The organism is Pseudomonas sp. HC1(2025), assembly GCF_058742075.1.
The window spans coordinates 2,096,209-2,119,103 of the sequence record NZ_CP196017.1 but is presented as its reverse complement, the minus strand read 5'-3'; the positions used below and the strand labels follow the sequence as shown (position 1 = coordinate 2,119,103).

Below are 22,895 nucleotides of genomic sequence, written 5' to 3'. Positions count from 1 at the left end.
TGATGTTGACTGACCTGCCGCCATCGCCGCCTCGCAGGGGCTCGACAGCTCCCACATTTGATCTCTGTAGATCCCCCTTGCCCTTCGCTACTCGCCCAACAGCAGCCCCTGCTCCTTGGCGCACAACTCCACCACGTAATCCCACAACACCCGCAACCGTACCGACTTGTGCAATTCGCGCCGGGAGCTGATCCAGTAGCTGCGCTGGATGCCCTCCTCCGGCAACAGCGGCACCAGATCCGGGTCGCCGGCGGCCATAAAGCATGGCAACACCGCAATCCCCAGCCCTGAGCGCGCCGCCTGGTGCTGGGCGATCACGCTGGTGCTGTGGAATACCACCCTGGGGTTGCGGCAAAAGCTGCTGAGGAATTTCAATTCCTGGCTGAACAACAGGTCGTCGACATAATCGATCCAGGCATGGGCGGCCAGGTCTTCGCGTTTCTCGATGGCTGGCGTGCGCGCCAGGTAGCTGCGGCTGGCGTAGAGGGCCAGGCGGTAGTCGGTGAGTTTGCGCGTGACCAGTTGATCGACGCTGGGCCGCTCCAGGTGGATGCTGATCTCGGCCTCGCGGTTGAGGATGCTGACGAACCGCGGCACCGCCACCAGTTCCACTTCCAGCCCCGGATAACGCTCGAACAGGCCACCCATGCGGCTGGCGAGAAACATCACGCCCAAGCCTTCGGCCACCCCCAGGCGAATCTTGCCCAGGGGCGCGGCGGAATGGGTCAGTTCTTCTTCGGCCAGCAGCGCCACGTTCTCCATGGCTTCGGCATGCTTGAGCAGCGCTTCGCCCGACGGCGTCAGTTCATAACCCTGGGCGTGCTGCACAAACAGCGCGGTGCCGAGGCTTTTCTCGATGGCCTCGATGTGCCGGGCCACGGTCGCATGCGTGGTTTTCAGGCGCTGGGCGGCGGTGAGCAAGCGCCCGCTGCGCTGCAACTCCAGGAAGTACCGCAGGTCATTCCAGTCGAACATGCCACCTCCCCTCTCGGCCATGAGCACAGCGCTGTTTAAAAACGCACAGCAGCTGGGTAAAAACTAACATTTTTAAGACGAAAACTAACAACTAGGATGGAGCCAATAAGAAAAACAAGCGAGACCCCAGATGACTATTGCACCTGCGCAATACGATTACGTGGTGGTAGGCGCCGGCCCTGCGGGCTGCCTGCTGGCCAACCGACTGTCCGCCAACCCTGCCCATCGCGTGTTGCTGCTTGAAGCGGGCGGGCGCGACAACTATCCCTGGATCCATATCCCCGTCGGCTACCTGTTCTGCATCGGCAACCCGCGCACCGACTGGTGCTTCAAGACCGAGGCCCAGTCTGGCCTGCAAGGCCGTGCGTTGAGCTATCCGCGGGGCAAGGTGTTGGGCGGTTGCTCGTCGATCAACGGCATGATCTACATGCGCGGCCAGGCCAATGACTACGACGGTTGGGCCGCCGAAGGCAATCCCGGCTGGGCTTGGGACGATGTATTGCCGCTGTTTAAACAAAGCGAAAACCATTTTGCCGGTGCCTCGCCGCTGCATGGCGACAGCGGCGAATGGCGCGTGGAACAACAGCGCCTGCACTGGCCGATCCTCGACGCCTTCCGCGAAGCCGCCAAGCAGAACGGCATCGCCAGCATCGACGACTTCAACCAGGGCGATAACGAGGGGTGTGGCTACTTCCAGGTCAACCAGAAAGGCGGCGTGCGCTGGAATGCGGCCAAGGCGTTTCTCAAGCCCATCCGCCAGCGCGCCAACCTCACGGTGCTCACTGGCGTGGAAGTCGACCGCGTACTCCTGGAAAACGGCCGCGCCAGTGCGGTGGCGGGCCGCCAGCAAGGGCAAGCGGTGACGTGGCAAGCGCGCAAGGAAATCATCCTGTGCGCCGGTGCCGTGGGTTCGCCCGGCATCCTGCAGCGCTCCGGGATCGGCCCTTCGAGCATCCTCAAGCCCTTGGGCATCGAGGTACGGCACGAACTGCCAGGAGTCGGCGGCAACCTGCAAGATCACCTGCAACTGCGGCTGATCTACAAGCTGGAAAACGCCCGCACCCTGAACCAGATCGCCGGCTCCGTGTGGGGCAAGATGGGCATGGGCCTGCAATACCTGTATGACCGCAGCGGCCCGCTGTCCATGGCCCCCAGCCAACTCGGCGCCTTCGCCCGCTCGGGGCCGGAACAGACTTCGGCCAACCTCGAATACCACGTGCAGCCGCTGTCGCTGGAGCGCTTTGGCGAACCGCTGCACGCGTTCCCGGCATTTACCGCGTCGGTCTGCGACTTGCGCCCACAGAGTCGCGGACGCATTGATATCCGCTCGGCCGATCCGGCGGCGCCGCCCCTGATCCAGCCCAACTACCTGAGCCATCCCGAAGACTTGCGCGTGGCCGCCGCAGCTATCCGCCTGACCCGGCGCATTGTCGGCGCCCAGGCCCTGCGCCCCTTCAACCCGGTGGAATACCTGCCCGGTGAGGCGTTGCAGAGCGACGAACAATTGCAGGAAGCCGCCGCGCGGATCGGCACCACGATTTTTCACCCGGTCGGCACCTGCCGCATGGGCCAGGATAAGGACGCGGTGGTCGATGCCCAATTGCGCGTGCACGGCGTGCCGGGCCTGCGCATCGCCGATGCCTCGATCATGCCGCGTATCACCTCCGGCAACACCTGCTCACCCACGTTGATGATCGCGGAAAAAGCCGCGCAACTGATCCTGTCCCCGCCAACAAGGAACCTCACCCCCGAAAGAGAACAGACAACACCGGCATGACCTGTAGAAGCCGGCAAGCCTACAGGGCAAGAGCGGCGCTGAAGTTGGCGCCGACAGTGGAACAACAATAAATAATCACTGTGAGGGCTACCCCATGTCAGAACGTGCTCAACCCCTGGACGCCACTCCTGGCGCCACTGTCTCCAGCAAGGAGTCGCAAAAGGTCATCTTCGCCTCGTCCCTGGGGACGGTGTTCGAGTGGTATGACTTTTTCCTCTATGGCGCCCTCGCGGCGGTGATCAGCAAGCAATTTTTTGCCGGGGTCAACGACACCACGGCCTTTATCTTCGCCTTGATGGCCTTTGCCGCCGGTTTTGTGGTGCGGCCGTTCGGCGCGCTGGTATTCGGCCGCCTGGGGGACATGATCGGGCGCAAGTACACCTTCCTCGCCACCATCGTCCTGATGGGCGTGGCGACTTTCTGCGTAGGCCTGTTGCCCACCTACGCCAGCATCGGCATCGCTGCGCCGATCATCCTCGTGGTGCTGCGCATGCTCCAGGGTCTGGCCCTGGGCGGTGAATACGGTGGCGCCGCGACCTATGTCGCCGAGCACGCCCCGGCCGGCAAACGCGGCTTCCATACCAGTTGGATTCAATCCACCGCCACCCTCGGCCTGCTGCTGTCGTTGCTGGTGGTGCTGGCCTGCCGTTACTTCACAGGCGATCAGTTTGAAGTCTGGGGCTGGCGCCTGCCGTTCCTGCTGTCCATCGTGCTGCTGGGGATTTCCACCTGGATCCGCATGAGCCTGCACGAATCGCCCGCGTTCCTGAAAATGAAAGAGGAAGGCAAGGCCAGCAAGGCGCCGATCCGCGAGTCGTTCGGCAACTGGGAAAACCTCAAGGTGGTGTTGATTGCACTGTTCAGCATCAACGCCGGCCAGGCCGTGACCTTCTACGCCGCGCAGTTCTACGTGCTGTTCTTCCTGACCCAGTTCCTGAAGATGGACCCGGCCCTGGCCAATATGCTGCTGATCATCAGCGTGGTGATTGGCGCGCCGTTCTTTATCTTCTTCGGCTGGCTCTCGGACAAATGGGGGCGCAAGCCGGTGCTGATGGTTGGCCTGCTGCTGGCCACCGCCCTGTACTTCCCGATCTTCAAGGGCCTGGCCCACTACACCAACCCGGCCATGGACCAGGCCAGCCGCCAGGCCCCGATCACCGTACTGGCGGACCCGGCCACCTGCACCTTCCAGTTCGACCCGGTGGGCAAGGCGCGCTTTGACAGCCCATGCGACAAGGTCAAGACCTTCCTGGTCAAACAGGGCCTGCCCTACAGCAGCGAAGCCGCACCTGCCGGCAGCGCCGTGCAAGTGAGCATCGGCGATGTGCGCATCGACGGCTACGACGAAGACGCCCTGCGCGGCGCCGTGACCCTGGCTGGCTACCCGAAATCGGCGGACGTGGCCCAGGTCAACAAAACCATGGTGGTGGTGCTGATCGTCGCCCTGATCCTGATCGCCGCGATGTGCTACGGCCCGCTGGCCGCGCTGATGGTGGAACTGTTCCCGACGCGCATCCGCTACACGTCCATGTCGCTGCCCTACCACATCGGTAACGGCTGGTTTGGCGGGTTCCTGCCAACCGTGTCGTTTGCCCTGGTGGTGTACACCGGCGATATTTTCTACGGGCTGTGGTACCCGGTGGTGATTACCGGGGTGAGCCTGATCGTCGGGCTGCTGTGCCTGAAGGAAACCAAGAATGTGGATCTGGATAAAAACTAATATCCCGCAAAGCCTGTAGATCCCTTGTGGGAGCGGGCTTGCTCGCGATGGCGGTAGGTCAGTCAATGAATGCAGTGACTGGCACACCGTCATCGCGGGCAAGCCCGCTCCCACATTGGTTTGCCGGCGCCCACACAAATTGCTGTATATCCATACAGATAAAGGTTGCTCAATTCCCTTCTTTTGCCCATCCTGCTCTCCATTCAACTATGTAACGAATGGGCTGAGCATGCGGCTGTTCCTCTGTGAAAAACCCTCCCAGGCCAAGGATATCGCGGCCGTGCTCGGCGCCCGGCGCCGGGGCGACGGTTGCTGGCTGGGAACCGACGTCACCGTCACCTGGTGCATCGGCCACCTGCTGGAAACCGCCCCGCCCGATGCCTACGACGCCAAGTACAAGCGCTGGGTGCTGGCCGACCTGCCCATCGTCCCGGAAAAATGGAAGATGACGGTCAAGCCCAAGACCGCCAACCAGTACAAGGCGGTCAAGCGCCTGCTCGGGGAAGCCCGGGAATTGGTGATTGCCACCGATGCCGACCGCGAGGGCGAGATGATCGCCCGGGAGCTGGTGGAGCATTGCCGCTATCGCGGGCCGATCCAGCGCCTGTGGCTGTCGGCTCTGGATGATGCCTCGATCCGCAAGGCCCTGGCCTCGTTGAAGCCTGGCGCAGACACCTTCAGCCTCTACCATTCGGCCCTGGGCCGCTCCCGTGCCGACTGGCTGATCGGCATGAACATGAGTCGCCTGTTTACCCTGCTCGGCCGCCAGTCCGGCTATCAGGGCGTATTGCCAGTGGGCCGGGTGCAAACCCCGACCCTGCGCCTGGTGGTGGACCGCGACCGCAGCATTGCCGACTTCGTCCCGGTGGCTTACTGGGCAATCGACGTCGAACTGCTGGACCAGCAGATGCGCTTTATCGCGCAATGGCGCGCCGCCGACGATCTCTGTGACGATCAGGGCCGCTGCCTCAATCCGGAGCGGGCACAGCAGGCGGCAACGGCGATGAGCAACGCAGCCAGCGCGCGCCTGGTGAAGCTGCGCACCGAACGCATGCGCGAAGTGGCACCGCTGCCCTTTGACCTGGGCACGCTGCAGGAGATCTGCTCGAAGAAGCTCGGCCTCGGCGCCCAGGAAACCCTGGATATCGCCCAGTCCCTATACGAAACCCACAAGGTCATCACCTACCCACGCAGCGACTGCGGCTACCTGCCCGTGAGCCAGCATGGCGACGCGGCGACTATTCTCGCGGCACTGGGCCGCGCCGACCCGGCGGTAAATGCGCTGATGCCACACCTCGATGCGCAACGCCGCTCCCGTGCCTGGAACGACGCCAAGGTCAGCGCCCACCACGGCATCATCCCCACCGGTGCCGGCAAGGACCTCGCGCAACTGACCGGCAAGCACCGCGCCGTCTACACCCTGGTCCGCGCCCGTTACCTGGCGCAGTTCCTGCCCATCCACGAGTACGACCGCACCCAGGCGGATTTCGACTGTGCCGGTGAAGCCCTGCGCGCGGTAGGCAAAGTGGTGGTGGAGCCGGGCTGGAAGCGCGCCTTGCCCGAAGCCCTGGCGCCCAGCAAGGGCCGCGAGGCGCCGGCGCCACAGCCTTTGCCAGCGTTGGTGCAGGGCCAGGATTATGCAGTGGCGAAGGTCAACCTCAAGGACCTGTGGACCCAACCGCCCAAGCCTTTCACCGAAGGCGACCTGATCAAGGCGATGAAGAACGTCGCCAAACTGGTGGAGGACCCGTTGCTCAAGCAAAAGCTCAAGGACACCACCGGCATCGGCACCGAGGCGACGCGGGCCGGAATCATCCAGGGCCTGCTGGACCGTGGTTACCTGGTGAAAAACGGCAAGGCACTGTCTGCCACACCGGCGGCCTTCAGCCTTATCGACGCGGTACCCAGGGCGATTGCCGATCCCGGCACCACCGCCATCTGGGAGCAGGCCCTGGACATGGTGCAAAGCGGTGAGATGAGCCTGGAAGAGTTTGTCGCCAAGCAGGCAGCCTGGATGAGCAAGCAAGTGGCCCGCTGCAATGGTATGCAAATGACCATCAGCGGCCCGGCCAGCCCGGCAGGCCGTGGCGCCACCCCCTGGAAAAACAAACGCAAGCCGGCCAAACGCAAGGCCGGCGCCAGCCCGAAACGGGCGGCAAAACCGGCAAACAAGGGCTGAAATACCGAAAAAAGTCGGGTAATGACGCTTTTCAAGCGGATATACGCCGCTTTAGGTCTTGCTCTGGCGCCAGCGGTCTAGGATTCTGTAGGAACTGCCTAATAACAAAACCGGGGTGGCCACCATGAAGACCGTCGCACAGTTGCTCAAGTCCAAGGACCAGAAGAATCAGGAAGTCCATACCATCCAGTGGAACCACACCGTGTTTGAGGCGCTAGTGGTGATGGCAGCGAAGAACGTCGGCGCTTTGCCGGTGGTCAAGGACGACAAGGTCGTTGGCATCATCAGTGAGCGCGACTACGCGCGTAAACTGATTCTCCATGGACTGTCCTCGACGAGCACACAGGTCCACCAGGTGATGAGTTCACCGGCAATCACCGTGGACACCCACAAAAGCGTCGAAGACTGCATGGGTATCATGACTGACGGCCACCTGCGCCACCTGCCCGTGGTGGAAGGCGGAGAACTGCTGGGCCTGCTGTCCATCGGCGACCTGGTCAAGGAAGCCATCGCTGAACAGGCTGCCCTTATCCAGCAATTGGAACAGTACATCCGCGGCGAATAGCATCTACCAAAACACCTCGAAGCCAATGTGAACACAGGCTTATGTGGGAGCGGGCTTGCTCGCGATAGCGGTGGATCAGTCAAAAAATTACTGACTGATCCACCGCTATCGCGAGCAAGCCCGCTCCCCCATTAGATCACTGGAAGGGTCCAGCATCGCCATGCTTACCCCGACTCCCCGGCACAAAAAATGACGCCCAAGTCACCTTTTCCCAGACCGCCCTCTCTTCTGCAAAAAATATGTAGTGATCAAAAATAATCACTACATAACCGTTGACGTAACCATTTTGACCTTGCATGATTCAAGCGTCTCCCGGATCGGGAGCGTTGGTAACACGCGTTTTGAACAAGCTCGTCTGACCGCCGAGCTGTTTTTCCGGATGTGCACTGCCCACAAGGCAGATTGATGAAGCTGACCGGCCCGAAAGGATCGGTACAAGAAGCTCAAATGCTGCTTGTCTTCGTTATGAAACCATTGCGTAGCAGTTCATCAGAAACACTACATGCATCAGGTTCAAGACCCTGCCCGTATTTGGCAGACCGTTTCTGACGCCCGGTTTTCGCAACCGGAGACAACTAACGTGGATTAACGAATCAACTGAAGATCGCCAACTGGTCAAGGGGCTTACACATGAATCTGAACAACCAACCAACTATCGATGAATTGGCTGAGATGTTCGCAGCGCAGAAAGACACACTCGACGACCATATCCTGTGGATTGGTAAATCGGGCGAAGTGCAAATTGACTGCCTGGCGCCCCATACCGAAGAAGCCGAGTTCGACCGCAATAACCGTGAACTGGCGGCGCGCCTGAAGATGTACCGCCGCGGCCAGGGTTATGTCGGTAAAAAGGCCGCTGCCGATCGCAACTTTATTGAGCAGGTCTTCGATACACTTAACAATGCCTGGGAGTCGTTCAAGGACAACTCGCAAGTTAAAGTGATTGACCGCTACTACTAAGAATAACTAGACCTTTGTGGGAGCTGGTTTGCCTGGGATAACCGTTTAACGATCAACAGAGTTGTTGAATGTTAGATAGCTATCGCTGGCAAGCCAGCTCCCACATTTGTTTGTGTTGACTTAAATCCCCGGGAATCGCCCCTTCTGCGCTTCGCCCCTGAAGATATCAAACAGTGCCTGCGCCGCCGCCGACAGCTCATGTCCTGGTTTGGTCAGCACCCCAATCGGCCGCTCGATCACGGGATCACCCAAGGTGATGCAACGGGCACCTGCCTCTTCCATCTGCTGCGCGCACAATGCTGGCACGGCGCTGACGCCCAGGCCGCTGGCGACCATCTTGCCCACCGTCGCCAATTGATGGCTTTCCAATGCCACCGGCAGCTTCATCTGCAAGGCACCCAGGTGCTCTTCCAACATCACCCTTACCGTCGAAGGCCGCTGCAAGGTAATGAAGGGTTGTGCCAGCAGGGTTTTCCAATCGATCTCGGTCATGTGTGCCAGCGTTGAGTCACCGGGCACTACCGCGACAAAGCGGTCCAGGTACAGCGGGGTAAAGGCCAACGACGATCCCGATGAGGGTTCAAATGCCACACCCAACTCGACCTGGCGATCGCGGACCATTTCCAGGACCTGTTCGTTGATCAGGTCGTGCACCGTGACATTGACCTGGGGAAACCGCGCGCGAAAGATCTTCAGGATCGGCGGCAGCAGGTTGCCGGCAAACGACGGCATCGCCGCCACCGTCACTCGCCCGCGCTGCAGGGTGAAACGCTGGCGTAGTTCATCCTCGGCATTGTCCCAGTCGGCAATCAAGCGCCGGGCCAGGGGCAGCAGGGATTCGCCTTCCGGGGTCAGCGCGACGTTGCGCGTATTACGGCTGAACAGCCGCCCGCCCAGGCCTTCCTCCAGGCCTTTGATAGTCAGGCTCAGGGCCGACTGGGACAAATGCAGGCGCTCACAGGCGGCGGCAAAACTCAAGGTCTGGGCCACGGCAAGGAAGGCCCGCATCTGTTTAACTGTCATGACGCTGCTCCAATGGCCGGGTAATTGTGCTGTTTTTTAAATCAATCAACCTTAAAAAACAACTTAACAAATCAATCCCCCGGCGCAACACTCGGTTCACTGGCTGGACCACAAACAATAAAAGAGGTGCATATGGCAGGTTTCGATAAACGCGTGGCGTCCTATGAAGAAGCGCTGGCAGGCCTGGAAGACGGCATGACCGTACTCTCCGGTGGTTTTGGCCTGTGCGGCATCCCGGAAAACCTCATCGCCGAAATCAAGCGCAAAGGCACCCGCGACCTCACGGTAGTTTCCAACAACTGCGGCGTCGACGGCTTCGGCCTGGGTGTATTGCTCGAAGAAAAACAGATCCGCAAGGTCATCGCCTCCTACGTCGGTGAAAACGCCCTGTTCGAGAAGCAACTGCTCAGCGGTGAAATCGAAGTGGTGCTCACGCCCCAAGGCACCCTCGCGGAAAAAATGCGCGCAGGCGGCGCCGGCATTCCAGCGTTCTTTACCGCCACAGGTGTTGGCACGCCCGTCGCCGAAGGCAAGGAAACCCGTGAATTCAACGGGCGCCCATACCTGATGGAAGAATCCATCACCGGCGACTTCGCCATCGTCAAAGGTTGGAAAGCCGACCATTTCGGCAACGTGATCTACCGCCACACCGCCCAGAACTTCAACCCGCTGGCCGCCACCGCCGGCAAGATCACGGTGGTCGAAGTCGAGGAAATCGTCGAACCGGGCGAGCTGGACCCGGCGCAGATCCACACCCCTGGCATCTACGTCGACCGGATTATCTGCGGCACCTTCGAGAAGCGCATCGAACAGCGCACTGTCCGCAAATAATCTGCCTCCAGCCCGAACAATAAGGACTCATAAAATGGCTCTTACCCGCGAACAAATGGCTCAACGCGTCGCCCGCGAAATGCAGGACGGCTTCTACGTCAACCTCGGCATCGGCATCCCGACCCTGGTGGCCAACTACATTCCCGAAGGCATGGAAGTGATGCTGCAATCGGAAAACGGCCTGCTGGGCATGGGACCGTTTCCTACCGAAGACACCATCGATGCCGACATGATCAACGCCGGCAAGCAGACCGTCACCGCACGTATCGGCGCGTCGATCTTCTCCTCGGCCGAATCCTTCGCGATGATTCGCGGCGGCCACGTTGACCTCACGGTGCTCGGCGCCTTTGAAGTGGACGTGCACGGCAACATCGCCTCGTGGATGATCCCCGGCAAGCTGGTCAAGGGCATGGGCGGCGCCATGGACCTGGTGGCCGGTGCAGAAAACATCATTGTGATCATGACCCACGCCTCCAAGGACGGTGAGTCCAAGTTGCTCAGCCAGTGCAGCCTGCCGCTGACCGGTGCCAACTGTATCAAGCGCGTGCTGACGGACTTGGCCTACCTGGAAATCGAAAATGGCGCTTTCGTCCTCAAGGAACGCGCACCTGGCGTCAGCGTGGAAGAGATTGTGAGCAAGACCGCCGGTAAACTGATCGTCCCGGACCACGTTCCAGAAATGCACTTCCAGTGAGGACAGATTCCATGCAAGACGTCGTGATTGTTGCTGCCACCCGCACCGCCGTGGGCAGCTTTCAAGGGGCCCTGGCCGGCATCCCGGCACCGGAACTGGGCGCCGCCGTGATCCGCCGCCTGCTGGAGCAGACCGGCCTGGACCCTGCGCAAGTGGACGAAGTGATCCTCGGCCAAGTGCTGACCGCAGGCTCCGGCCAGAACCCGGCGCGCCAGGCGTCGATCCTCGCCGGGCTGCCCCACGCGGTGCCGAGCCTGACCTTGAACAAGGTCTGCGGCTCGGGCCTCAAGGCCTTGCACCTGGGCGCTCAGGCCATCCGTTGCGGTGATGCCGAAGTGATCATCGCCGGCGGCATGGAAAACATGAGCCTGGCCCCTTACGTGCTGCCAGCCGCGCGCACCGGCCTGCGCATGGGGCACGCGAAGATGGTCGACAGCATGATCACCGACGGCCTGTGGGATGCGTTCAACGACTATCACATGGGCATCACCGCCGAGAACCTGGTGGACAAGTACGGCATCAGCCGTGAAGCTCAGGATGCCTTCGCCGCCGCCTCCCAGCAAAAAGCGGCCGCGGCGATTGAAGCCGGGCGCTTTGCCGATGAAATCACGCCGATCCTGATTCCCCAGCGCAAGGGCGACCCGATTGCCTTTAGCGTGGACGAACAACCCCGCGCCGGTACCACCGCCGAGTCCCTGGGCAAGCTCAAGCCCGCCTTCAAGAAAGACGGCAGCGTCACCGCCGGTAACGCGTCGAGCCTCAATGACGGCGCCGCCGCTGTGCTGCTGATGAGTGCCGATAAAGCCAAGGCCCTCGGCCTGCCAGTGCTGGCGCGTATCGCCAGCTACGCCAACGCGGGCGTCGACCCGGCGATCATGGGCATTGGCCCGGTGTCTGCAACCCGTCGCTGCCTGGACAAGGCCGGCTGGCAGTTGGCCGACCTGGACCTGATCGAAGCCAACGAAGCCTTCGCCGCGCAAGCGCTGGCAGTGGGCAAGGAACTGGAGTGGGACGCGGCCAAGGTCAACGTCAACGGCGGCGCGATTGCCATAGGCCATCCGATTGGCGCATCAGGCTGTCGGGTGCTGGTGACCCTGCTGCATGAAATGATCAAGCGCGATGCCAAGAAAGGCCTCGCGACCTTGTGCATCGGCGGCGGCCAGGGCGTGGCACTGGCCCTTGAGCGCGACTGATTCAACGAGCAACACGAAAAAGGCCTGGCTCCACGAAAAGCCGGGCCTTTTTTTGCCTATTTTGATTGGCGAACACCGTCCAATGTAGGAGCTGGCTTGCCTGCGATAGCGGTGGGGCAGTCACCGGCAGCATTGACTGCTACACCGCTATCGCAGGCAAGCCAGCTCCTACATTAGATCTCTATCGTCAATTGGATTGCGGCACGGCGAACACCGCATTGGCCCGCACCACCACCTTCTCCCCCACCTGCAAGCTGACCGTGGCAAACGCCATCTGCCGCCCGCGCTTGTGATGCTCCAGCTGCACCTCGATCCACTCGCCGACCTGCACCGCCCCCAGATAATCAAGGGTCATGCTGGCGGTAATCAACGGCACCGGTGGGTCGCTGGAAAACGCCATGGCGTAGCCCATACCGACATCCGCCAGGGTTGCCAATACACCACCGTGCACCGTACCGCGCCCATTGGCATGGCGGTTGTCGGCGCGCAGGCCCAATTGCAGCCGTAGGCCCTCACCACGGCAATACACCGGGCCCAGTAGATCCAGGAGCGGGCTGCTGCGGGTTAAGGGAGCAAAACCTTCAGGGACGTTCGTCATGGTGGATCTTCCTTGTGACCGGGCATGAGGTTTAACCTGCATCGCTCGATGCGGCCAGCATGATCAACCGGGGAAATCTGGGCCGATAAGCCTGCGCCAGCTTTGCGTTCGCCGGGCAAACCGGCTTTAATCGCCGCGCATCTATCCCGCACAGTTGAAGGAACCGTAATGCGCCACCTGGAAGGCAGATCTACTGCGTTGATGTTATTGGCCGCCCTGCTGCTCGGCGGCTGTTCGCCCAAGGAATATTCCGAAGGCACGCCGATCAATGGTGAACAGGGCCGGGCCGGCGCGCTGTTGGCCTATGAACACGAGTTGAGTCTGGCGATGCCGCTGGCGCTGCTCGCGCCGCGCATGCAGGCCACCCGCCAAGCCTGCGAGTCGGCACAGTTCGGCGCCTGCAATATCCTGCGTATCGAAGAAAACAGCGACGGCGGCATGATCGTGTTGCGCATCGCCCCCAGCGGGGTCGAACCCTTGGTGAAGATGGCGGCCGAGGGCGGGCAACTGGGCCAGCGCATCACCAGCGCCGAAGACCTGGCCGACGCAGTGGCCGATGTGCGCCGCCGCCAGCAACGTTTGCAGGCCCAGCAAAAGCGCCTGGATGAACTGGCCGCACGCAAGGACATCACCGTGGGCGACCTGATCACCCTCACCAAGGAACAGGCCGCCATCGAAAACGAGCTGCAGGAGTTGGCGCAGATCGCCGCCGGCCAGCAGCGGCGCCTGGACACCAACCGCGTGACCCTGAACTTCAGTCCATCCGACGGCGAGCATCAGCAATCACGTTTTGCCCGGATGTTCGGCAACCTGGGCGACAACCTGGTCGACGGCACCGCCGATGCCCTGGAGCGCTCCAGCTACGTGCTACCGTTCGTGATCCTCGCGTTCCCGGTGTTGTGGCTGTGGGTCTGGCTGTGGCGCAAGCTGGTCAAGCGCCGCCCCTGACCTCAGCGCTTCATGCAGCGCTGGTAACGCTCATCCACGCGCTTGGCGAACCAGGCCGTGGTGAGGTTGCGGGTGATCTTCGGGCTCTTGAGCACAATCCCCGGCAGGATCGCCCGTGGCAGCGGCTTGCCTTCGGCTTTTTCGGCCAGGGCAAATACCCGCTGGTACAGGGTGGTCTGTTCAAAGTCCAGGCGATCGCCCTGCTCCAACTGGCTGCGAATGCTCGGGTTGCGCATGTCCAGCTTCTTGCCCAGTGAGCGCACCGCCAACTCCGTGGTGCCGGGCATGATCGAGCCATAGCGGATCAAATCGCCATCCAGCGCCAGGCGGGTACCGGAAGCGCGGCTGACTGCGGCCTGGAACGCGGCATTGCGGCTGGCGTACCAACCGGCGTTGAAGTCGGCAAAGCGGTACAGCGGCTGCTCGTAGCTCACCGGATAACCCAGCAAATGGGCAATGCCGAAATACATGCCGCCACGCCGGGTGAACACTTCGCGGCGAATGCTCCCGTCTACGGTGTAGGGATAATTGCGCGCCTGCTGCTCGGCGAAGGCAATGCTCACCTGCATCGGGCCGGCGGTATGCACTGGGTTGAAACTGCCAAACAAGGTACGGCCCAACGGCACGGTGCCGATAAAGTCGTCAAAGATCCCACTCAGGTCCTTCTCGGTTCGCGCGGCGTTCAGGCGTTCGGCGTAGGACTTGCCCGTGGGCGAGCGCAGTTGCAACGCGGTGCGCACCAGCACCGCCGGCACGTGGACCTTGGCCGCGCGCTTGAGGATTTCATCCTGGGCGATCTTGCCCATGTTCGGCACCGGCGGGTCCACCTGATAGGTGGACTCTTGCTCGGTGACCGCCAGCACCGCACAGATATTCTCGGTGCTGGGGTAGATTTTCTGGCTGTCGAGTGCCGTGTAGATATCCTGGGCCCAACCGGCGCGATCCAGCACCTTGGCCGGCATCAGTCGCACGATCTGCGCCTTGACCTCGGCCTCGCTGCGCTCAGGGAGCTGCTGGCTGCGTTGCGTCGAACAACCGGCCAGCACCAGTAAGGCGGCCAGGCACAGAGTCAGCCGGGATGAAAACATGCGGGGGGTTTCCTGTGAGTCGCTGAAAGCACCCACTATCTCACAAACCCACACCCATCCCTGTAGGAGCGGGCTTGCCCGCGATGGCATCCTCAAGCCGGCCCCCACAGTACGGCAAGCGCCGGGATCAGATACCGGCGAGCGCCAGGTCCATCGCAAAGTAGGTGAAGATCAGGTCCGCACCGGCACGCTTGATCGAACCCAGGGTTTCGCGCACCACACGGGCTTCGTCGATGGCACCGGCCTGGGCACCGAACTTGATCATCGCGTATTCGCCGCTGACCTGGTACGCCGCCACTGGCAAGCGCGAGGCTTCGCGGATGTCACGGATGATGTCCAGGTACGCACCGGCCGGCTTGACCATCAGCGAGTCGGCCCCTTCCTGCTCATCGAGCAAGGATTCGCGCACGGCTTCGCGGCGGTTCATCGGGTTCATCTGGTAGCTTTTGCGGTCGCCCTTCAGTGCACTGCCACCCGCCTCGCGGAACGGGCCATACAGGGCCGAAGCGAATTTGGTGGAGTACGCCATGATCGGGATATGGCTGAACCCGGCCGCGTCCAGGGCCCGGCGAATGGCCTGGACCTGGCCGTCCATCGCGGCCGACGGCGCGATCACATCGGCACCGGCACGGGCTGCCGCCACCGCTTGCTTGCCGAGGTTGGCCAGGGTGCGGTCGTTGTCCACTTCATTGCCGTGCATCACGCCGCAATGACCGTGGTCGGTGTATTCGCAGAAACAGGTGTCAGACATCACGATCATTTCCGGCACTGCGTCCTTGCAGATCGCCGACATGCGCGACACCAGCCCACGCTCGTTCCAGGTATCGCTACCGCTGGCGTCCAGGTGATGGGACACGCCGAATGTCATGACCGACTTGATCCCGGCGCGGGCAAAACGCTCGATTTCACTGGCCAGTTTCGATTCGGGGATGCGCATCACACCGGGCATGCTGGTAATCGGCACGAAATCGTCGATTTCTTCTTCGACGAAGATCGGCAATACCAGGTCATTGAGGGTGAATTCGGTTTCCTGGAACAGGCTGCGCAGCTCGGGGGAACGGCGCAGGCGGCGGGAACGGGCTTCGGGGAACTGACTGGACATGGGTTTTCCTACAATTTCCTACAAAAAACGCCAGGGCAAGTGGCAAGGCCGCTAGCTTAAAGGCGAAAGCTTATGCCTGGATTGACCGAGAGCACAAATACGGCGGCCATAACGGTGTTTTGCCGTTCACGTAACAATGCGCCCAGGCGGAACAGGCAGCAGCAACGAGTGACCTGCAGCGACCGGGCTGGCCCGTTCCCCACAGGTGCTTTTCGGCGTTACAGGGTCAGGCGCCCTTCGATACACAGCGAGACGGCGCCGCCGATCCAGATCTCATCGCCCTGCTGCTGCACCCGGATACGCCCGGCGCGGCCAATGGCCGTGCCCTGGCTGACCACATACTGGCTGGGGGCCAGGCCCGCACTCAGCAGCCATTGCGCGACGCCCGCATTCAGGCTGCCGGTGGCCGGGTCCTCGGGTGCACCGTCACCGGCAATAAACCCGCGCACTTCGAACTGCGCATCGACGTCATCGCGTGTCGGATCGCACGGGGCAACCACGCCCACCGCCAGCCCGAGCAGTTTTGAATAGTCCGGCTGCAAGTCCAGCACTGCCTGGCGATCCGGCAACATCAACGCCAGCCAGCCGGCGCCGTTATCGACCCATTGGCTGCGCACAATCGCCTCAGGCTCAAGGTTAAGCGCCAGGCGTACACGCTCCAGCAGCACGGCATCCAACGGCCCTGAGCGCAGCAACGGCGGCGCGATAAACGCCAGCTCCTCGCCCTGGCGACGGATGCGCACCAGGCCAATCTCGCACTCCTGGATGATTTCGCTGCCCCGGGGCACGCCACCGGCTTGCAGCCACGCCTGGCAACTGCCCAGGGTTGGGTGACCGGCGAACGGCAGCTCCTGCACGGTGGTAAAAATACGCACCCGGTAATCCGCACGCGGGTCGCGCGGTTGCAGCAGGAACGTGGTTTCGCTGAGGTTGGTCCAGTTGGCGAAGTCGGCCATCTGCTGGTCGCTGAGGCTATCGGCGCCCAGCACCACTGCCAGTGGGTTGCCCTTGAGGGCCACGCTGCTGAATACGTCCAGTTGCTTGAAATCGAAAGTCGGCATGGGTCAGCTCGGAATATTCAGGCCACGGATCACCGCCGGCCGGGCGACAAAGCCATCCAGCGCGCGCAGCACATTGGGGAAGTCACTGATGCCCACCAGATCGCCCGACTCATAGAAGCCAATCAGGTTGCGGATCCAGGGAAAGGTCGCGATATCGGCGATGGTGTACTCATCGCCCATGATCCAGCTGCGGCCCAGCAGGCGTTTTTCCAGGACGTCCAGCAGGCGCCGGGCTTCAGCCGCATAGCGATCACGAGGGCGCTTGTCTTCGTAGGCCTTGCCGGCAAATTTATTGAAGAAGCCAACCTGGCCGAACATCGGCCCGATCCCGGCCATCTGGAACATCAGCCATTGCAGGGTTTCGTAGCGCGCGGCGGGTGCCTGGGGCAGCAGTTGCGCGGTTTTCTCCGCCAGGTAGACCAGGATCGCCCCCGACTCGAACAACGCCAGCGGTTCACCGCCCGGGCCGCTGGGGTCGATGATCGCCGGGATCTTGTTGTTGGGGTTCAGGGACAGAAACTCTGGCGAGAGCTGGTCCTGGGTGTCGAAGCTGACTTTGTGCGCCTCATACGCCAGGCCCACCTCTTCGAGCATGATCGAGACCTTGACCCCATTGGGCGTCGGCAACGAGTACAGCTGCAGGCGCTCGGGGTGCTGGGCTGGCCATTTGGTAATAATCGGAAACGCTGCAGCTGAAATCATCGATATACCCCAAGGTGAGAAAAACCCATGATAGCCATCCGGCGGCACGCTTGCATCGGTCTTCAATTCGCAACATCCGCCGGCTAATCTCCTGTACCAAGCGAACCAAAACGCCCTGACGCACTCTTAGAAGCGCTTGAACGGTTGAATGGAGGCATACCGCCATATCTGTCACGGAAAACCGCACGATGCTTGGAGCGTCGCTGTGGCTGGGCCTTCCAGCCTTGATCCGACGCACTGAAGACTCGAACCCTAATGACTATCAAGCCTTTGTGCATTGGCAAACGTTTTAGAAAATGTGCTTATTTCCTGGTGCCGACACTGTTTGTCGGTGGCGCCTTGATGCTGGCCTTTGAAGCCCGCGAAAGCAGCGCCGAGCCGAAGAACGGCGTGCAGACCCTGGTGTTCCTGCGCCATGGCGAGAAGCCCGTGGGCGGCCTGGGCCAACTCAATTGCCAGGGCCTCAACCGCGCGATGAACCTGGCCACCGTATTGCCAGAAAAATTCGGCGCCGCCGATTTTGTATTCGCGGCCAACCCGACGCGCAATGTCGAGGAAGGCGAGTTCGACAATTCCTACAGCTACATTCGCCCATTGATGACCATCAGCCCCAGCGCGATCAAACTCGGGCTGCCGGTGAACATCGAGTTTTCGGCCAACGACACCAGCGATCTGGCTGACGAGTTGATGGAGGACAAGTACCACAACTCCACCATCTATACCGCCTGGTCCCACGGCTACCTGCCGGAATTGATCAACAAGGTCGCGAGCGAAGCGGTCGGCGAGAAGTACACCATCACCGAAGACTGGTCCGGCGGCGATTTCGACACCTTGTACGTGTTGACCCTGACCTGGCAGAACGGCAAGGCCAGCCTGCTCAGCCGCAACTACAAGCAAGGGCTGGATAACGGCTTGCAGACCTGCCCGGATGCGACGCACGTAGCCGCCGACACCTGACACCGGGACCGCGTATGATGCGTCGCTATCGACTTATCTGCGGATCTTGACCATGTCTAACCTCACCTCTGCCAGCCCTGTACGCGGCTGGTCCTTCTGGTGGAAGCCGGCGCTGTTCCTGTTGGTGGCCTGCGTCGGCCTGTATTACGTGAAGTGGTCACCCTACTACTTCAAGGCGTTCGTCGCGGCGGACAGCCACAGCATCGGCAACTCGATCCTCAATGACCAGCAAGGCTCGCCATTGGCGGCGGCCCTGGCCTATGCCCAGGTGTATTTCCTGGCGATCTGGAAAGCCGCCGTGCTGGCGGTAATTCTCGGCTCGTTGCTGCAAGTATTGATTCCACGGGACTGGCTGTTGCGCCTGTTCGGCCGCGCCGGGCTGGGCTCCACGGTGCGTGGCGGGCTGTTCGCCCTGCCGGGCATGATGTGCAGTTGCTGCGCCGCGCCGGTGGCCGCCGGCATGCGTCGCCAGCAAGTATCGGTGGGCGCCGCCCTGGCGTTCTGGATGGCCAACCCGGTGCTCAACCCCGCGACCCTGGTGTTCATGGGCTTTGTGCTGGGCTGGGATTTTGCCGCCCTGCGGCTGGTGGCCGGGATCGTCCTGGTGATCGGCGTCGCCCTGATCGCCCAACGTATCGCCCGCCCCGAGCAGGTGCCACAGGTGGCGCTGGAGGCCGTGGCCGACGTCAGCGGCGCCGAGACCCAGCCCTTCCTCAGCCGCTGGCTGCGCACCTTGTGGCAGTTGTTCTGGAGCACCATCCCGATCTACATCCTCGCGGTGTTGCTGTTGGGCGCGGCGCGGGTGTGGTTGTTTCCCCATGTGGACGGGGCGATGGCCGACAGCCTGCTGTGGCTGGTGCCGCTGGCGATTGTCGGCACCCTGTTTGTGATTCCGACTGCCGCCGAAATCCCGATCGTACAGACCATGATGGCCCTGGGGCTCGGCACCGGGCCCGCAGTGGCACTGCTGATGACCCTGCCGAGCGTGAGCCTGCCGTCGCTGTTGATGCTGCGCAAGGATTTCGACACGCGGGTGCTGGTGACGGTGGCCGGGTTGACCATGCTGATGGGCGTGGTGTGTGGGTTGGTGGCGGTGGTCGTCCTGTAGGGAGGGGTTGACTGTCAGGGCCTCATTGCAGGCAAGCCAGCTCCCACATTTGGAACTGTGAATACATTCAAAATGTGGGAGCTGGCTTGCCTGCAAATGAGGCCCGAAAACCAGCCAATCACCCGCGCCGGGCACCACGCTCGCGCAGATACTCCAGCACCGCCCCCCGCTCCCCGGCAAACTCGATCCGCGCGCCCTTCTTCTCACGCTGGAACGCGTACATCGGGTCGTAGTATTCACGCAGCCCGACAATCCAGCCGCGGTGCAAATCCACGTTCCCCGAGCGGGCCTGCTCGGCCAGGGCGTCCTGCATCAGCCCGTGCAAGCGCTGGTAGCGCTCTCCACCCAGGCGCTTGTGGATATTGGCCAGGCTCTGCACCAGGCGCTCGGCGAACAGGCTGAAGCCCGCTTCGCCAAACTCGGCCTCGAACTGCGCGCACAGGTCGATCACATAGTCGCGCAAAACCCGCTCGACGCGGTTTTCCAGGCTTTCTTCCAGCCATACCATCGGGTACGCCTGCATGCCCCGGTGCAGGTTCAGCGGCAAGGCGCAGCTGCCGATCATGCGGCTTTCGTCTTCAAGCACAAACTGCTCGATCCCTTGCGCACGTTTTTTCAACACGTCCACCGCCAGGCGGTTTTCAAAGTCGATATTCGATGGCTGGCCCGTGGCGCGCTTGCCAAAGCTGGAGCCCCGGTGATTGGCATGACCCTCCAGGTCCAGGCCATTGCGCAACTGATGGAGCACCTCGGTCTTGCCACTGCCCGTCAGGCCACCCAGCAGGACAAAGTCACACTGCTCGACCGCCTGCTCCACAGTCTCCAGCAAGAAGGTACGCATGGCCTTGTAGCCACCGCCGACCCGGGGATAGTCGATCCCCGCTTCGTCCTTGAGCACCTTCTGCACCAAGTGCGAACGCAAGCCGCCACGGAAGCAATACAGGTAACCGTCAGGGTTGGCCTGGGCAAACGCGGTCCAGCGCGCCAATCGCTCCTGCAAAACTGCGCCGCTGACCAGTTGGTGCCCCAGCACAATCGCCGCCTGCTGCCCCTGCTGCTTATAACAAGTGCCCACCCGCTGGCGTTCGTCATCGTTCATCAACGGCAGGTTGACCACACCGGGGAACGCGCCCTTGACGAATTCGACCGGTGCGCGGGTGTCCATCATCGGCCGGTCGTTGAGAAAGATATCGCGGTAATCGGTAATGTCGATGGGCATCAAGACACCTCTACCGCGTTGCTCTGTCGCTCAACCAACTGGCCAATCGGCGCCAGGTTCAAGCCCAGTTCGGCAGCTGCCGCCAGAAACTCGGCTTCGCCCTCGAGCGTGACCGCCACCAGCAGCCCGCCACTGGTTTGCGGGTCGCACAGCACACGTTTGTGCAGTTCATTGATACGGCCCAACTGGCTGGCGTAGCTGTCGAAATTGCGCAGGGTGCCACCGGGCACGCAGCCCTGGTCCAGGTAGTACTCCACCCCCGGCAGGCGTGGGACTTTTTCGTATTCGATAAGGGCAGTCAAACCACTGCCGTCAGCCATTTCCACCAGGTGCCCGAGCAGGCCGAAACCGGTCACGTCGGTCATGGCGCTGACCCCGGCCAGCTTGCCGAAGCGGCTGCCGGGCTTGTTGAGGGTGCACATCCAGTCCCGCGCCAGGCCGATATCCGCCTGCCGCAGCTTGCCCTTCTTCTCGGCGGTGGTAAGGATGCCGATGCCCAGGGGTTTGGTCAGGTACAAACGGCAGCCAGCGGTGGCGGTGTCGTTGCGCTTCATATGGCGTTTGTGCACCAGCCCGGTGACGGCTAGGCCGAAGATCGGCTCCGGGGCGTCGATGGAATGGCCACCGGCCAGGGGGATGCCCGCTGCGTCGCACACCGCGCGGCCACCGCGAATCACTTCGCGGGCGATTTCCGGGGCCAGCACGTTGACTGGCCAGCCGAGAATCGCGATAGCCATCAACGGATCGCCGCCCATGGCGTAGATGTCGCTGATGGCGTTGGTGGCGGCTATGCGCCCGAAATCGAAGGGGTCGTCGACGATCGGCATGAAAAAGTCAGTGGTGGACACCACCCCGCGCTCGTCGTCGATGGCGTACACCGCCGCGTCGTCGCGCGAGGCATTGCCCACCCAGAGCTTGGGGTCGAGGTTCTGCGCACCGCTGCCGGCGAGAATCACTTCCAGCACCTGCGGCGAAATCTTGCAGCCACATCCGGCACCGTGGCTGTACTGGGTCAGGCGAATCGGCTCGTTCATGGTGGACCTCAAGCTATCAAGTGCGGGGATTCTAACAGACAGCAAAAAGCCGGCTGGGCTCATGTGAGCGCAGCCGGCCTTTGGGTTCCAGCGGTTACTGGCGGGCAGCGAGCAAACGCTTGTGGCGATTGCGCCGCGCGATGTTCAGGCACTCGATGGCAGCCGAGAAAGCCATGGCCGCATACACGTAGCCTTTAGGCACATGGGCACCGAAGCCTTCGGCGATCAAGGTCATGCCGATCATGATCAAGAAGCCCAGGGCCAGCATGACTACGGTCGGGTTGTCGTTGATGAACTTGGCCAGGGGTTCAGCCGCCACCAGCATCACGATCACCGAGGTCACCACGGCAATGATCATGATCGGCAAATGCTCGGTCATGCCAACGGCGGTGATGATGCTGTCGATGGAGAACACCAGGTCAAGCAACAGGATCTGCCCGATCGCCGCGGCAAAGCCGATCGCCACGGTATTGCCGACGCTGGCTTTCTCTTCGGGCTCCGGGTCCATGCTGTGGTGGATCTCGGTCGTCGCCTTCCACACCAGGAACAGGCCACCGGCGATCAGGATCATGTCCTTCCACGAAAACGCCTGGCCGAACACTTCAAACACCGGCGCCGTCAGTTGCACGATAAACGCGATGGTGCTCAACAGGCCCAGGCGCAGTATCAGCGCCATGCTGATGCCGATGCGCCGTGCCTTGGCCCGGTGTTGCTCCGGCAGCTTGTTGGTGAGGATCGAGATGAAGATCAGGTTGTCGATCCCCAGCACGATTTCCATGACGATCAGCGTCGCCAGGGCCACCCAGGCGGTGGGGCTGGCGGCCAGCTGTAAAAGGTAATCCATAGGTCAGTCCTGACTGGGTGTACGGGAAATTAAGCTTCTTTGGAATCTGGCTCAGGCTTGGAATCCTGCTCTTGCTCGTCTTCCTTGGGGGCAATCAAACCCTGGGTCGCTTCGCTCAACGCCTGTTCGGCGGCTTTATGGGTGTCATCAATGGCCTGCTTGGCCGCTTCGCTGGCTTTGCCCAGCACCTGCTGGGTGCTCTTCTCGACCTGGTCGCAACCACCGAGCACCACTAATGAAAGCGCAAGCAACGACGCCGCGCCCAGGGAATTGAGTTTCATGATGTATTCCTCGTTAGAACCGTTGGACCCAAGCAT

23 protein-coding genes are annotated in these 22,895 nt (G+C 61.8%); 11 read left to right on the top strand and 12 right to left on the bottom strand.

Features of this window, described 5'->3' with window-relative positions:
• Positions 1–87: 87 nt before the first annotated feature.
• Positions 88–975 carry a LysR family transcriptional regulator gene (locus ACSSVH_RS09505; RefSeq protein WP_169956169.1) on the bottom strand — a complete coding sequence of 296 codons (888 nt, stop codon included), beginning with the start codon at positions 973–975 and terminating at the stop codon, positions 88–90.
• 130 nt (positions 976–1,105) lie between these two features.
• On the opposite strand from ACSSVH_RS09505, the gene ACSSVH_RS09500 reads away from it, so the two are divergent.
• The 4 genes from ACSSVH_RS09500 to ACSSVH_RS09485 all read left to right on the top strand — a co-directional run bounded on the left by ACSSVH_RS09500 (position 1,106) and on the right by ACSSVH_RS09485 (position 7,216).
• A complete protein-coding gene (locus ACSSVH_RS09500; RefSeq protein WP_492634408.1) occupies positions 1,106–2,752 on the top strand; it encodes a GMC family oxidoreductase in 1,647 nt (548 codons plus the stop codon).
• A gap of 94 nt (positions 2,753–2,846) precedes the next feature.
• Complete coding sequence (locus ACSSVH_RS09495; protein ID WP_492634407.1) at positions 2,847–4,472, top strand: MFS transporter; 1,626 nt, start codon at positions 2,847–2,849, stop codon at positions 4,470–4,472.
• A 229-nt stretch (positions 4,473–4,701) separates the two neighbouring features.
• Positions 4,702–6,651: a DNA topoisomerase III gene (locus ACSSVH_RS09490; protein WP_492634406.1), complete on the top strand. Its 1,950-nt coding sequence runs from the start codon at positions 4,702–4,704 to the stop codon at positions 6,649–6,651.
• A gap of 124 nt (positions 6,652–6,775) precedes the next feature.
• Positions 6,776–7,216: a CBS domain-containing protein gene (locus tag ACSSVH_RS09485; RefSeq protein WP_169956176.1), complete on the top strand. Its 441-nt coding sequence runs from the start codon at positions 6,776–6,778 to the stop codon at positions 7,214–7,216.
• Positions 7,217–7,352: 136 nt separating this feature from the next.
• Here the strand turns inward: ACSSVH_RS09485 and ACSSVH_RS09480 are convergent, their stop codons facing one another.
• Complete coding sequence (locus ACSSVH_RS09480) at positions 7,353–7,514, bottom strand: hypothetical protein (protein ID WP_169956119.1); 162 nt, start codon at positions 7,512–7,514, stop codon at positions 7,353–7,355.
• 332 nt (positions 7,515–7,846) lie between these two features.
• On the opposite strand from ACSSVH_RS09480, the gene ACSSVH_RS09475 reads away from it, so the two are divergent.
• A complete protein-coding gene (locus ACSSVH_RS09475; RefSeq protein ID WP_029296579.1) occupies positions 7,847–8,176 on the top strand; it encodes a hypothetical protein in 330 nt (109 codons plus the stop codon).
• Positions 8,177–8,296: 120 nt separating this feature from the next.
• Here ACSSVH_RS09475 and ACSSVH_RS09470 read toward each other — a convergent pair whose 3' ends face one another.
• Positions 8,297–9,199 carry a LysR family transcriptional regulator gene (locus ACSSVH_RS09470; RefSeq protein WP_170057913.1) on the bottom strand — a complete coding sequence of 301 codons (903 nt, stop codon included), beginning with the start codon at positions 9,197–9,199 and terminating at the stop codon, positions 8,297–8,299.
• A gap of 132 nt (positions 9,200–9,331) precedes the next feature.
• Here ACSSVH_RS09470 and ACSSVH_RS09465 point away from each other — a divergent pair, with 132 nt between their 5' ends.
• From ACSSVH_RS09465 to ACSSVH_RS09455, 3 genes are read left to right on the top strand one after another with little or no spacing between them, the layout of a single operon-like run.
• A complete protein-coding gene (locus ACSSVH_RS09465) occupies positions 9,332–10,030 on the top strand; it encodes a CoA transferase subunit A (RefSeq protein ID WP_048729618.1) in 699 nt (232 codons plus the stop codon).
• A 34-nt stretch (positions 10,031–10,064) separates the two neighbouring features.
• Positions 10,065–10,724 carry a CoA transferase subunit B gene (locus tag ACSSVH_RS09460; protein ID WP_027603173.1) on the top strand — a complete coding sequence of 220 codons (660 nt, stop codon included), beginning with the start codon at positions 10,065–10,067 and terminating at the stop codon, positions 10,722–10,724.
• A gap of 11 nt (positions 10,725–10,735) precedes the next feature.
• Positions 10,736–11,917: an acetyl-CoA C-acetyltransferase gene (locus ACSSVH_RS09455; protein ID WP_169956179.1), complete on the top strand. Its 1,182-nt coding sequence runs from the start codon at positions 10,736–10,738 to the stop codon at positions 11,915–11,917.
• A gap of 187 nt (positions 11,918–12,104) precedes the next feature.
• Here the strand turns inward: ACSSVH_RS09455 and ACSSVH_RS09450 are convergent, their stop codons facing one another.
• Positions 12,105–12,515: a PaaI family thioesterase gene (locus ACSSVH_RS09450; protein ID WP_169956181.1), complete on the bottom strand. Its 411-nt coding sequence runs from the start codon at positions 12,513–12,515 to the stop codon at positions 12,105–12,107.
• Between the two features lie 168 nt (positions 12,516–12,683).
• Between ACSSVH_RS09450 and ACSSVH_RS09445 the strand changes: the two genes are divergently transcribed.
• On the top strand, positions 12,684–13,463 hold the full coding sequence (locus ACSSVH_RS09445) for a DUF4349 domain-containing protein (RefSeq protein WP_169956182.1): 780 nt from the start codon (positions 12,684–12,686) through the stop codon (positions 13,461–13,463).
• A gap of 2 nt (positions 13,464–13,465) precedes the next feature.
• Here the strand turns inward: ACSSVH_RS09445 and ACSSVH_RS09440 are convergent, their stop codons facing one another.
• The 4 genes from ACSSVH_RS09440 to ACSSVH_RS09425 all read right to left on the bottom strand — a co-directional run bounded on the left by ACSSVH_RS09440 (position 13,466) and on the right by ACSSVH_RS09425 (position 17,416).
• Positions 13,466–14,551, bottom strand: a complete 1,086-nt coding sequence (locus ACSSVH_RS09440; RefSeq protein ID WP_492634405.1) for a DUF1615 domain-containing protein — start codon at positions 14,549–14,551, stop codon at positions 13,466–13,468.
• 127 nt (positions 14,552–14,678) lie between these two features.
• Positions 14,679–15,653 carry a porphobilinogen synthase gene (gene hemB, locus ACSSVH_RS09435; RefSeq protein ID WP_057959111.1) on the bottom strand — a complete coding sequence of 325 codons (975 nt, stop codon included), beginning with the start codon at positions 15,651–15,653 and terminating at the stop codon, positions 14,679–14,681.
• A gap of 218 nt (positions 15,654–15,871) precedes the next feature.
• Positions 15,872–16,714, bottom strand: coding sequence for a PhzF family phenazine biosynthesis protein (locus tag ACSSVH_RS09430; RefSeq protein ID WP_492634404.1), 843 nt, complete (start codon positions 16,712–16,714; stop codon positions 15,872–15,874).
• Between the two features lie 3 nt (positions 16,715–16,717).
• Entirely contained in the window at positions 16,718–17,416 is a 699-nt protein-coding gene (locus ACSSVH_RS09425; protein ID WP_172314209.1) for a glutathione S-transferase N-terminal domain-containing protein, read from the bottom strand.
• A 255-nt stretch (positions 17,417–17,671) separates the two neighbouring features.
• Between ACSSVH_RS09425 and ACSSVH_RS09420 the strand changes: the two genes are divergently transcribed.
• Both ACSSVH_RS09420 and ACSSVH_RS09415 read left to right on the top strand, forming a co-directional pair.
• A complete protein-coding gene (locus tag ACSSVH_RS09420; protein WP_170057908.1) occupies positions 17,672–18,373 on the top strand; it encodes a histidine phosphatase family protein in 702 nt (233 codons plus the stop codon).
• 52 nt (positions 18,374–18,425) lie between these two features.
• Positions 18,426–19,481 (top strand): permease, encoded by a 1,056-nt coding sequence (locus ACSSVH_RS09415; protein WP_169956190.1) that lies wholly within the window; start codon positions 18,426–18,428, stop codon positions 19,479–19,481.
• A 118-nt stretch (positions 19,482–19,599) separates the two neighbouring features.
• Here the strand turns inward: ACSSVH_RS09415 and mnmH are convergent, their stop codons facing one another.
• The 4 genes from mnmH to ACSSVH_RS09395 form a co-directional block, all read right to left on the bottom strand.
• The gene (gene mnmH / locus ACSSVH_RS09410; protein ID WP_492634403.1) at positions 19,600–20,700 is read right to left on the bottom strand and encodes a tRNA 2-selenouridine(34) synthase MnmH; all 1,101 of its coding nucleotides are present in this window, start codon (positions 20,698–20,700) and stop codon (positions 19,600–19,602) included.
• Positions 20,700–21,734 carry a selenide, water dikinase SelD gene (gene selD, locus ACSSVH_RS09405; protein ID WP_492634402.1) on the bottom strand — a complete coding sequence of 345 codons (1,035 nt, stop codon included), beginning with the start codon at positions 21,732–21,734 and terminating at the stop codon, positions 20,700–20,702. Before selD ends, mnmH begins: the two co-directional genes overlap by 1 nt.
• Before the next feature lie 94 nt (positions 21,735–21,828).
• Complete coding sequence (locus ACSSVH_RS09400; protein WP_057726241.1) at positions 21,829–22,578, bottom strand: TerC family protein; 750 nt, start codon at positions 22,576–22,578, stop codon at positions 21,829–21,831.
• A 29-nt stretch (positions 22,579–22,607) separates the two neighbouring features.
• The gene (locus ACSSVH_RS09395; protein ID WP_172314217.1) at positions 22,608–22,859 is read right to left on the bottom strand and encodes a hypothetical protein; all 252 of its coding nucleotides are present in this window, start codon (positions 22,857–22,859) and stop codon (positions 22,608–22,610) included.
• Positions 22,860–22,895 lie beyond the last annotated feature (36 nt).

Bases quoted from the DNA above. Each gene is read 5' to 3' on its own strand.
- ACSSVH_RS09505 (WP_169956169.1), bottom strand. From the start codon at position 975: ATGTTCGACTGGAATGACCTGCGGTACTTCCTGGAGTTGCAGCGCAGC.
- ACSSVH_RS09500 (WP_492634408.1), top strand. From the start codon at position 1,106: ATGACTATTGCACCTGCGCAATACGATTACGTGGTGGTAGGCGCCGGC.
- ACSSVH_RS09495 (WP_492634407.1), top strand. From the start codon at position 2,847: ATGTCAGAACGTGCTCAACCCCTGGACGCCACTCCTGGCGCCACTGTC.
- ACSSVH_RS09490 (WP_492634406.1), top strand. From the start codon at position 4,702: ATGCGGCTGTTCCTCTGTGAAAAACCCTCCCAGGCCAAGGATATCGCG.
- ACSSVH_RS09485 (WP_169956176.1), top strand. From the start codon at position 6,776: ATGAAGACCGTCGCACAGTTGCTCAAGTCCAAGGACCAGAAGAATCAG.
- ACSSVH_RS09480 (WP_169956119.1), bottom strand. From the start codon at position 7,514: ATGCAAGGTCAAAATGGTTACGTCAACGGTTATGTAGTGATTATTTTT.
- ACSSVH_RS09475 (WP_029296579.1), top strand. From the start codon at position 7,847: ATGAATCTGAACAACCAACCAACTATCGATGAATTGGCTGAGATGTTC.
- ACSSVH_RS09470 (WP_170057913.1), bottom strand. From the start codon at position 9,199: ATGACAGTTAAACAGATGCGGGCCTTCCTTGCCGTGGCCCAGACCTTG.
- ACSSVH_RS09465 (WP_048729618.1), top strand. From the start codon at position 9,332: ATGGCAGGTTTCGATAAACGCGTGGCGTCCTATGAAGAAGCGCTGGCA.
- ACSSVH_RS09460 (WP_027603173.1), top strand. From the start codon at position 10,065: ATGGCTCTTACCCGCGAACAAATGGCTCAACGCGTCGCCCGCGAAATG.
- ACSSVH_RS09455 (WP_169956179.1), top strand. From the start codon at position 10,736: ATGCAAGACGTCGTGATTGTTGCTGCCACCCGCACCGCCGTGGGCAGC.
- ACSSVH_RS09450 (WP_169956181.1), bottom strand. From the start codon at position 12,515: ATGACGAACGTCCCTGAAGGTTTTGCTCCCTTAACCCGCAGCAGCCCG.
- ACSSVH_RS09445 (WP_169956182.1), top strand. From the start codon at position 12,684: ATGCGCCACCTGGAAGGCAGATCTACTGCGTTGATGTTATTGGCCGCC.
- ACSSVH_RS09440 (WP_492634405.1), bottom strand. From the start codon at position 14,551: ATGTTTTCATCCCGGCTGACTCTGTGCCTGGCCGCCTTACTGGTGCTG.
- hemB (WP_057959111.1), bottom strand. From the start codon at position 15,653: ATGTCCAGTCAGTTCCCCGAAGCCCGTTCCCGCCGCCTGCGCCGTTCC.
- ACSSVH_RS09430 (WP_492634404.1), bottom strand. From the start codon at position 16,714: ATGCCGACTTTCGATTTCAAGCAACTGGACGTATTCAGCAGCGTGGCC.
- ACSSVH_RS09425 (WP_172314209.1), bottom strand. From the start codon at position 17,416: ATGATTTCAGCTGCAGCGTTTCCGATTATTACCAAATGGCCAGCCCAG.
- ACSSVH_RS09420 (WP_170057908.1), top strand. From the start codon at position 17,672: ATGACTATCAAGCCTTTGTGCATTGGCAAACGTTTTAGAAAATGTGCT.
- ACSSVH_RS09415 (WP_169956190.1), top strand. From the start codon at position 18,426: ATGTCTAACCTCACCTCTGCCAGCCCTGTACGCGGCTGGTCCTTCTGG.
- mnmH (WP_492634403.1), bottom strand. From the start codon at position 20,700: ATGCCCATCGACATTACCGATTACCGCGATATCTTTCTCAACGACCGG.
- selD (WP_492634402.1), bottom strand. From the start codon at position 21,734: ATGAACGAGCCGATTCGCCTGACCCAGTACAGCCACGGTGCCGGATGT.
- ACSSVH_RS09400 (WP_057726241.1), bottom strand. From the start codon at position 22,578: ATGGATTACCTTTTACAGCTGGCCGCCAGCCCCACCGCCTGGGTGGCC.
- ACSSVH_RS09395 (WP_172314217.1), bottom strand. From the start codon at position 22,859: ATGAAACTCAATTCCCTGGGCGCGGCGTCGTTGCTTGCGCTTTCATTA.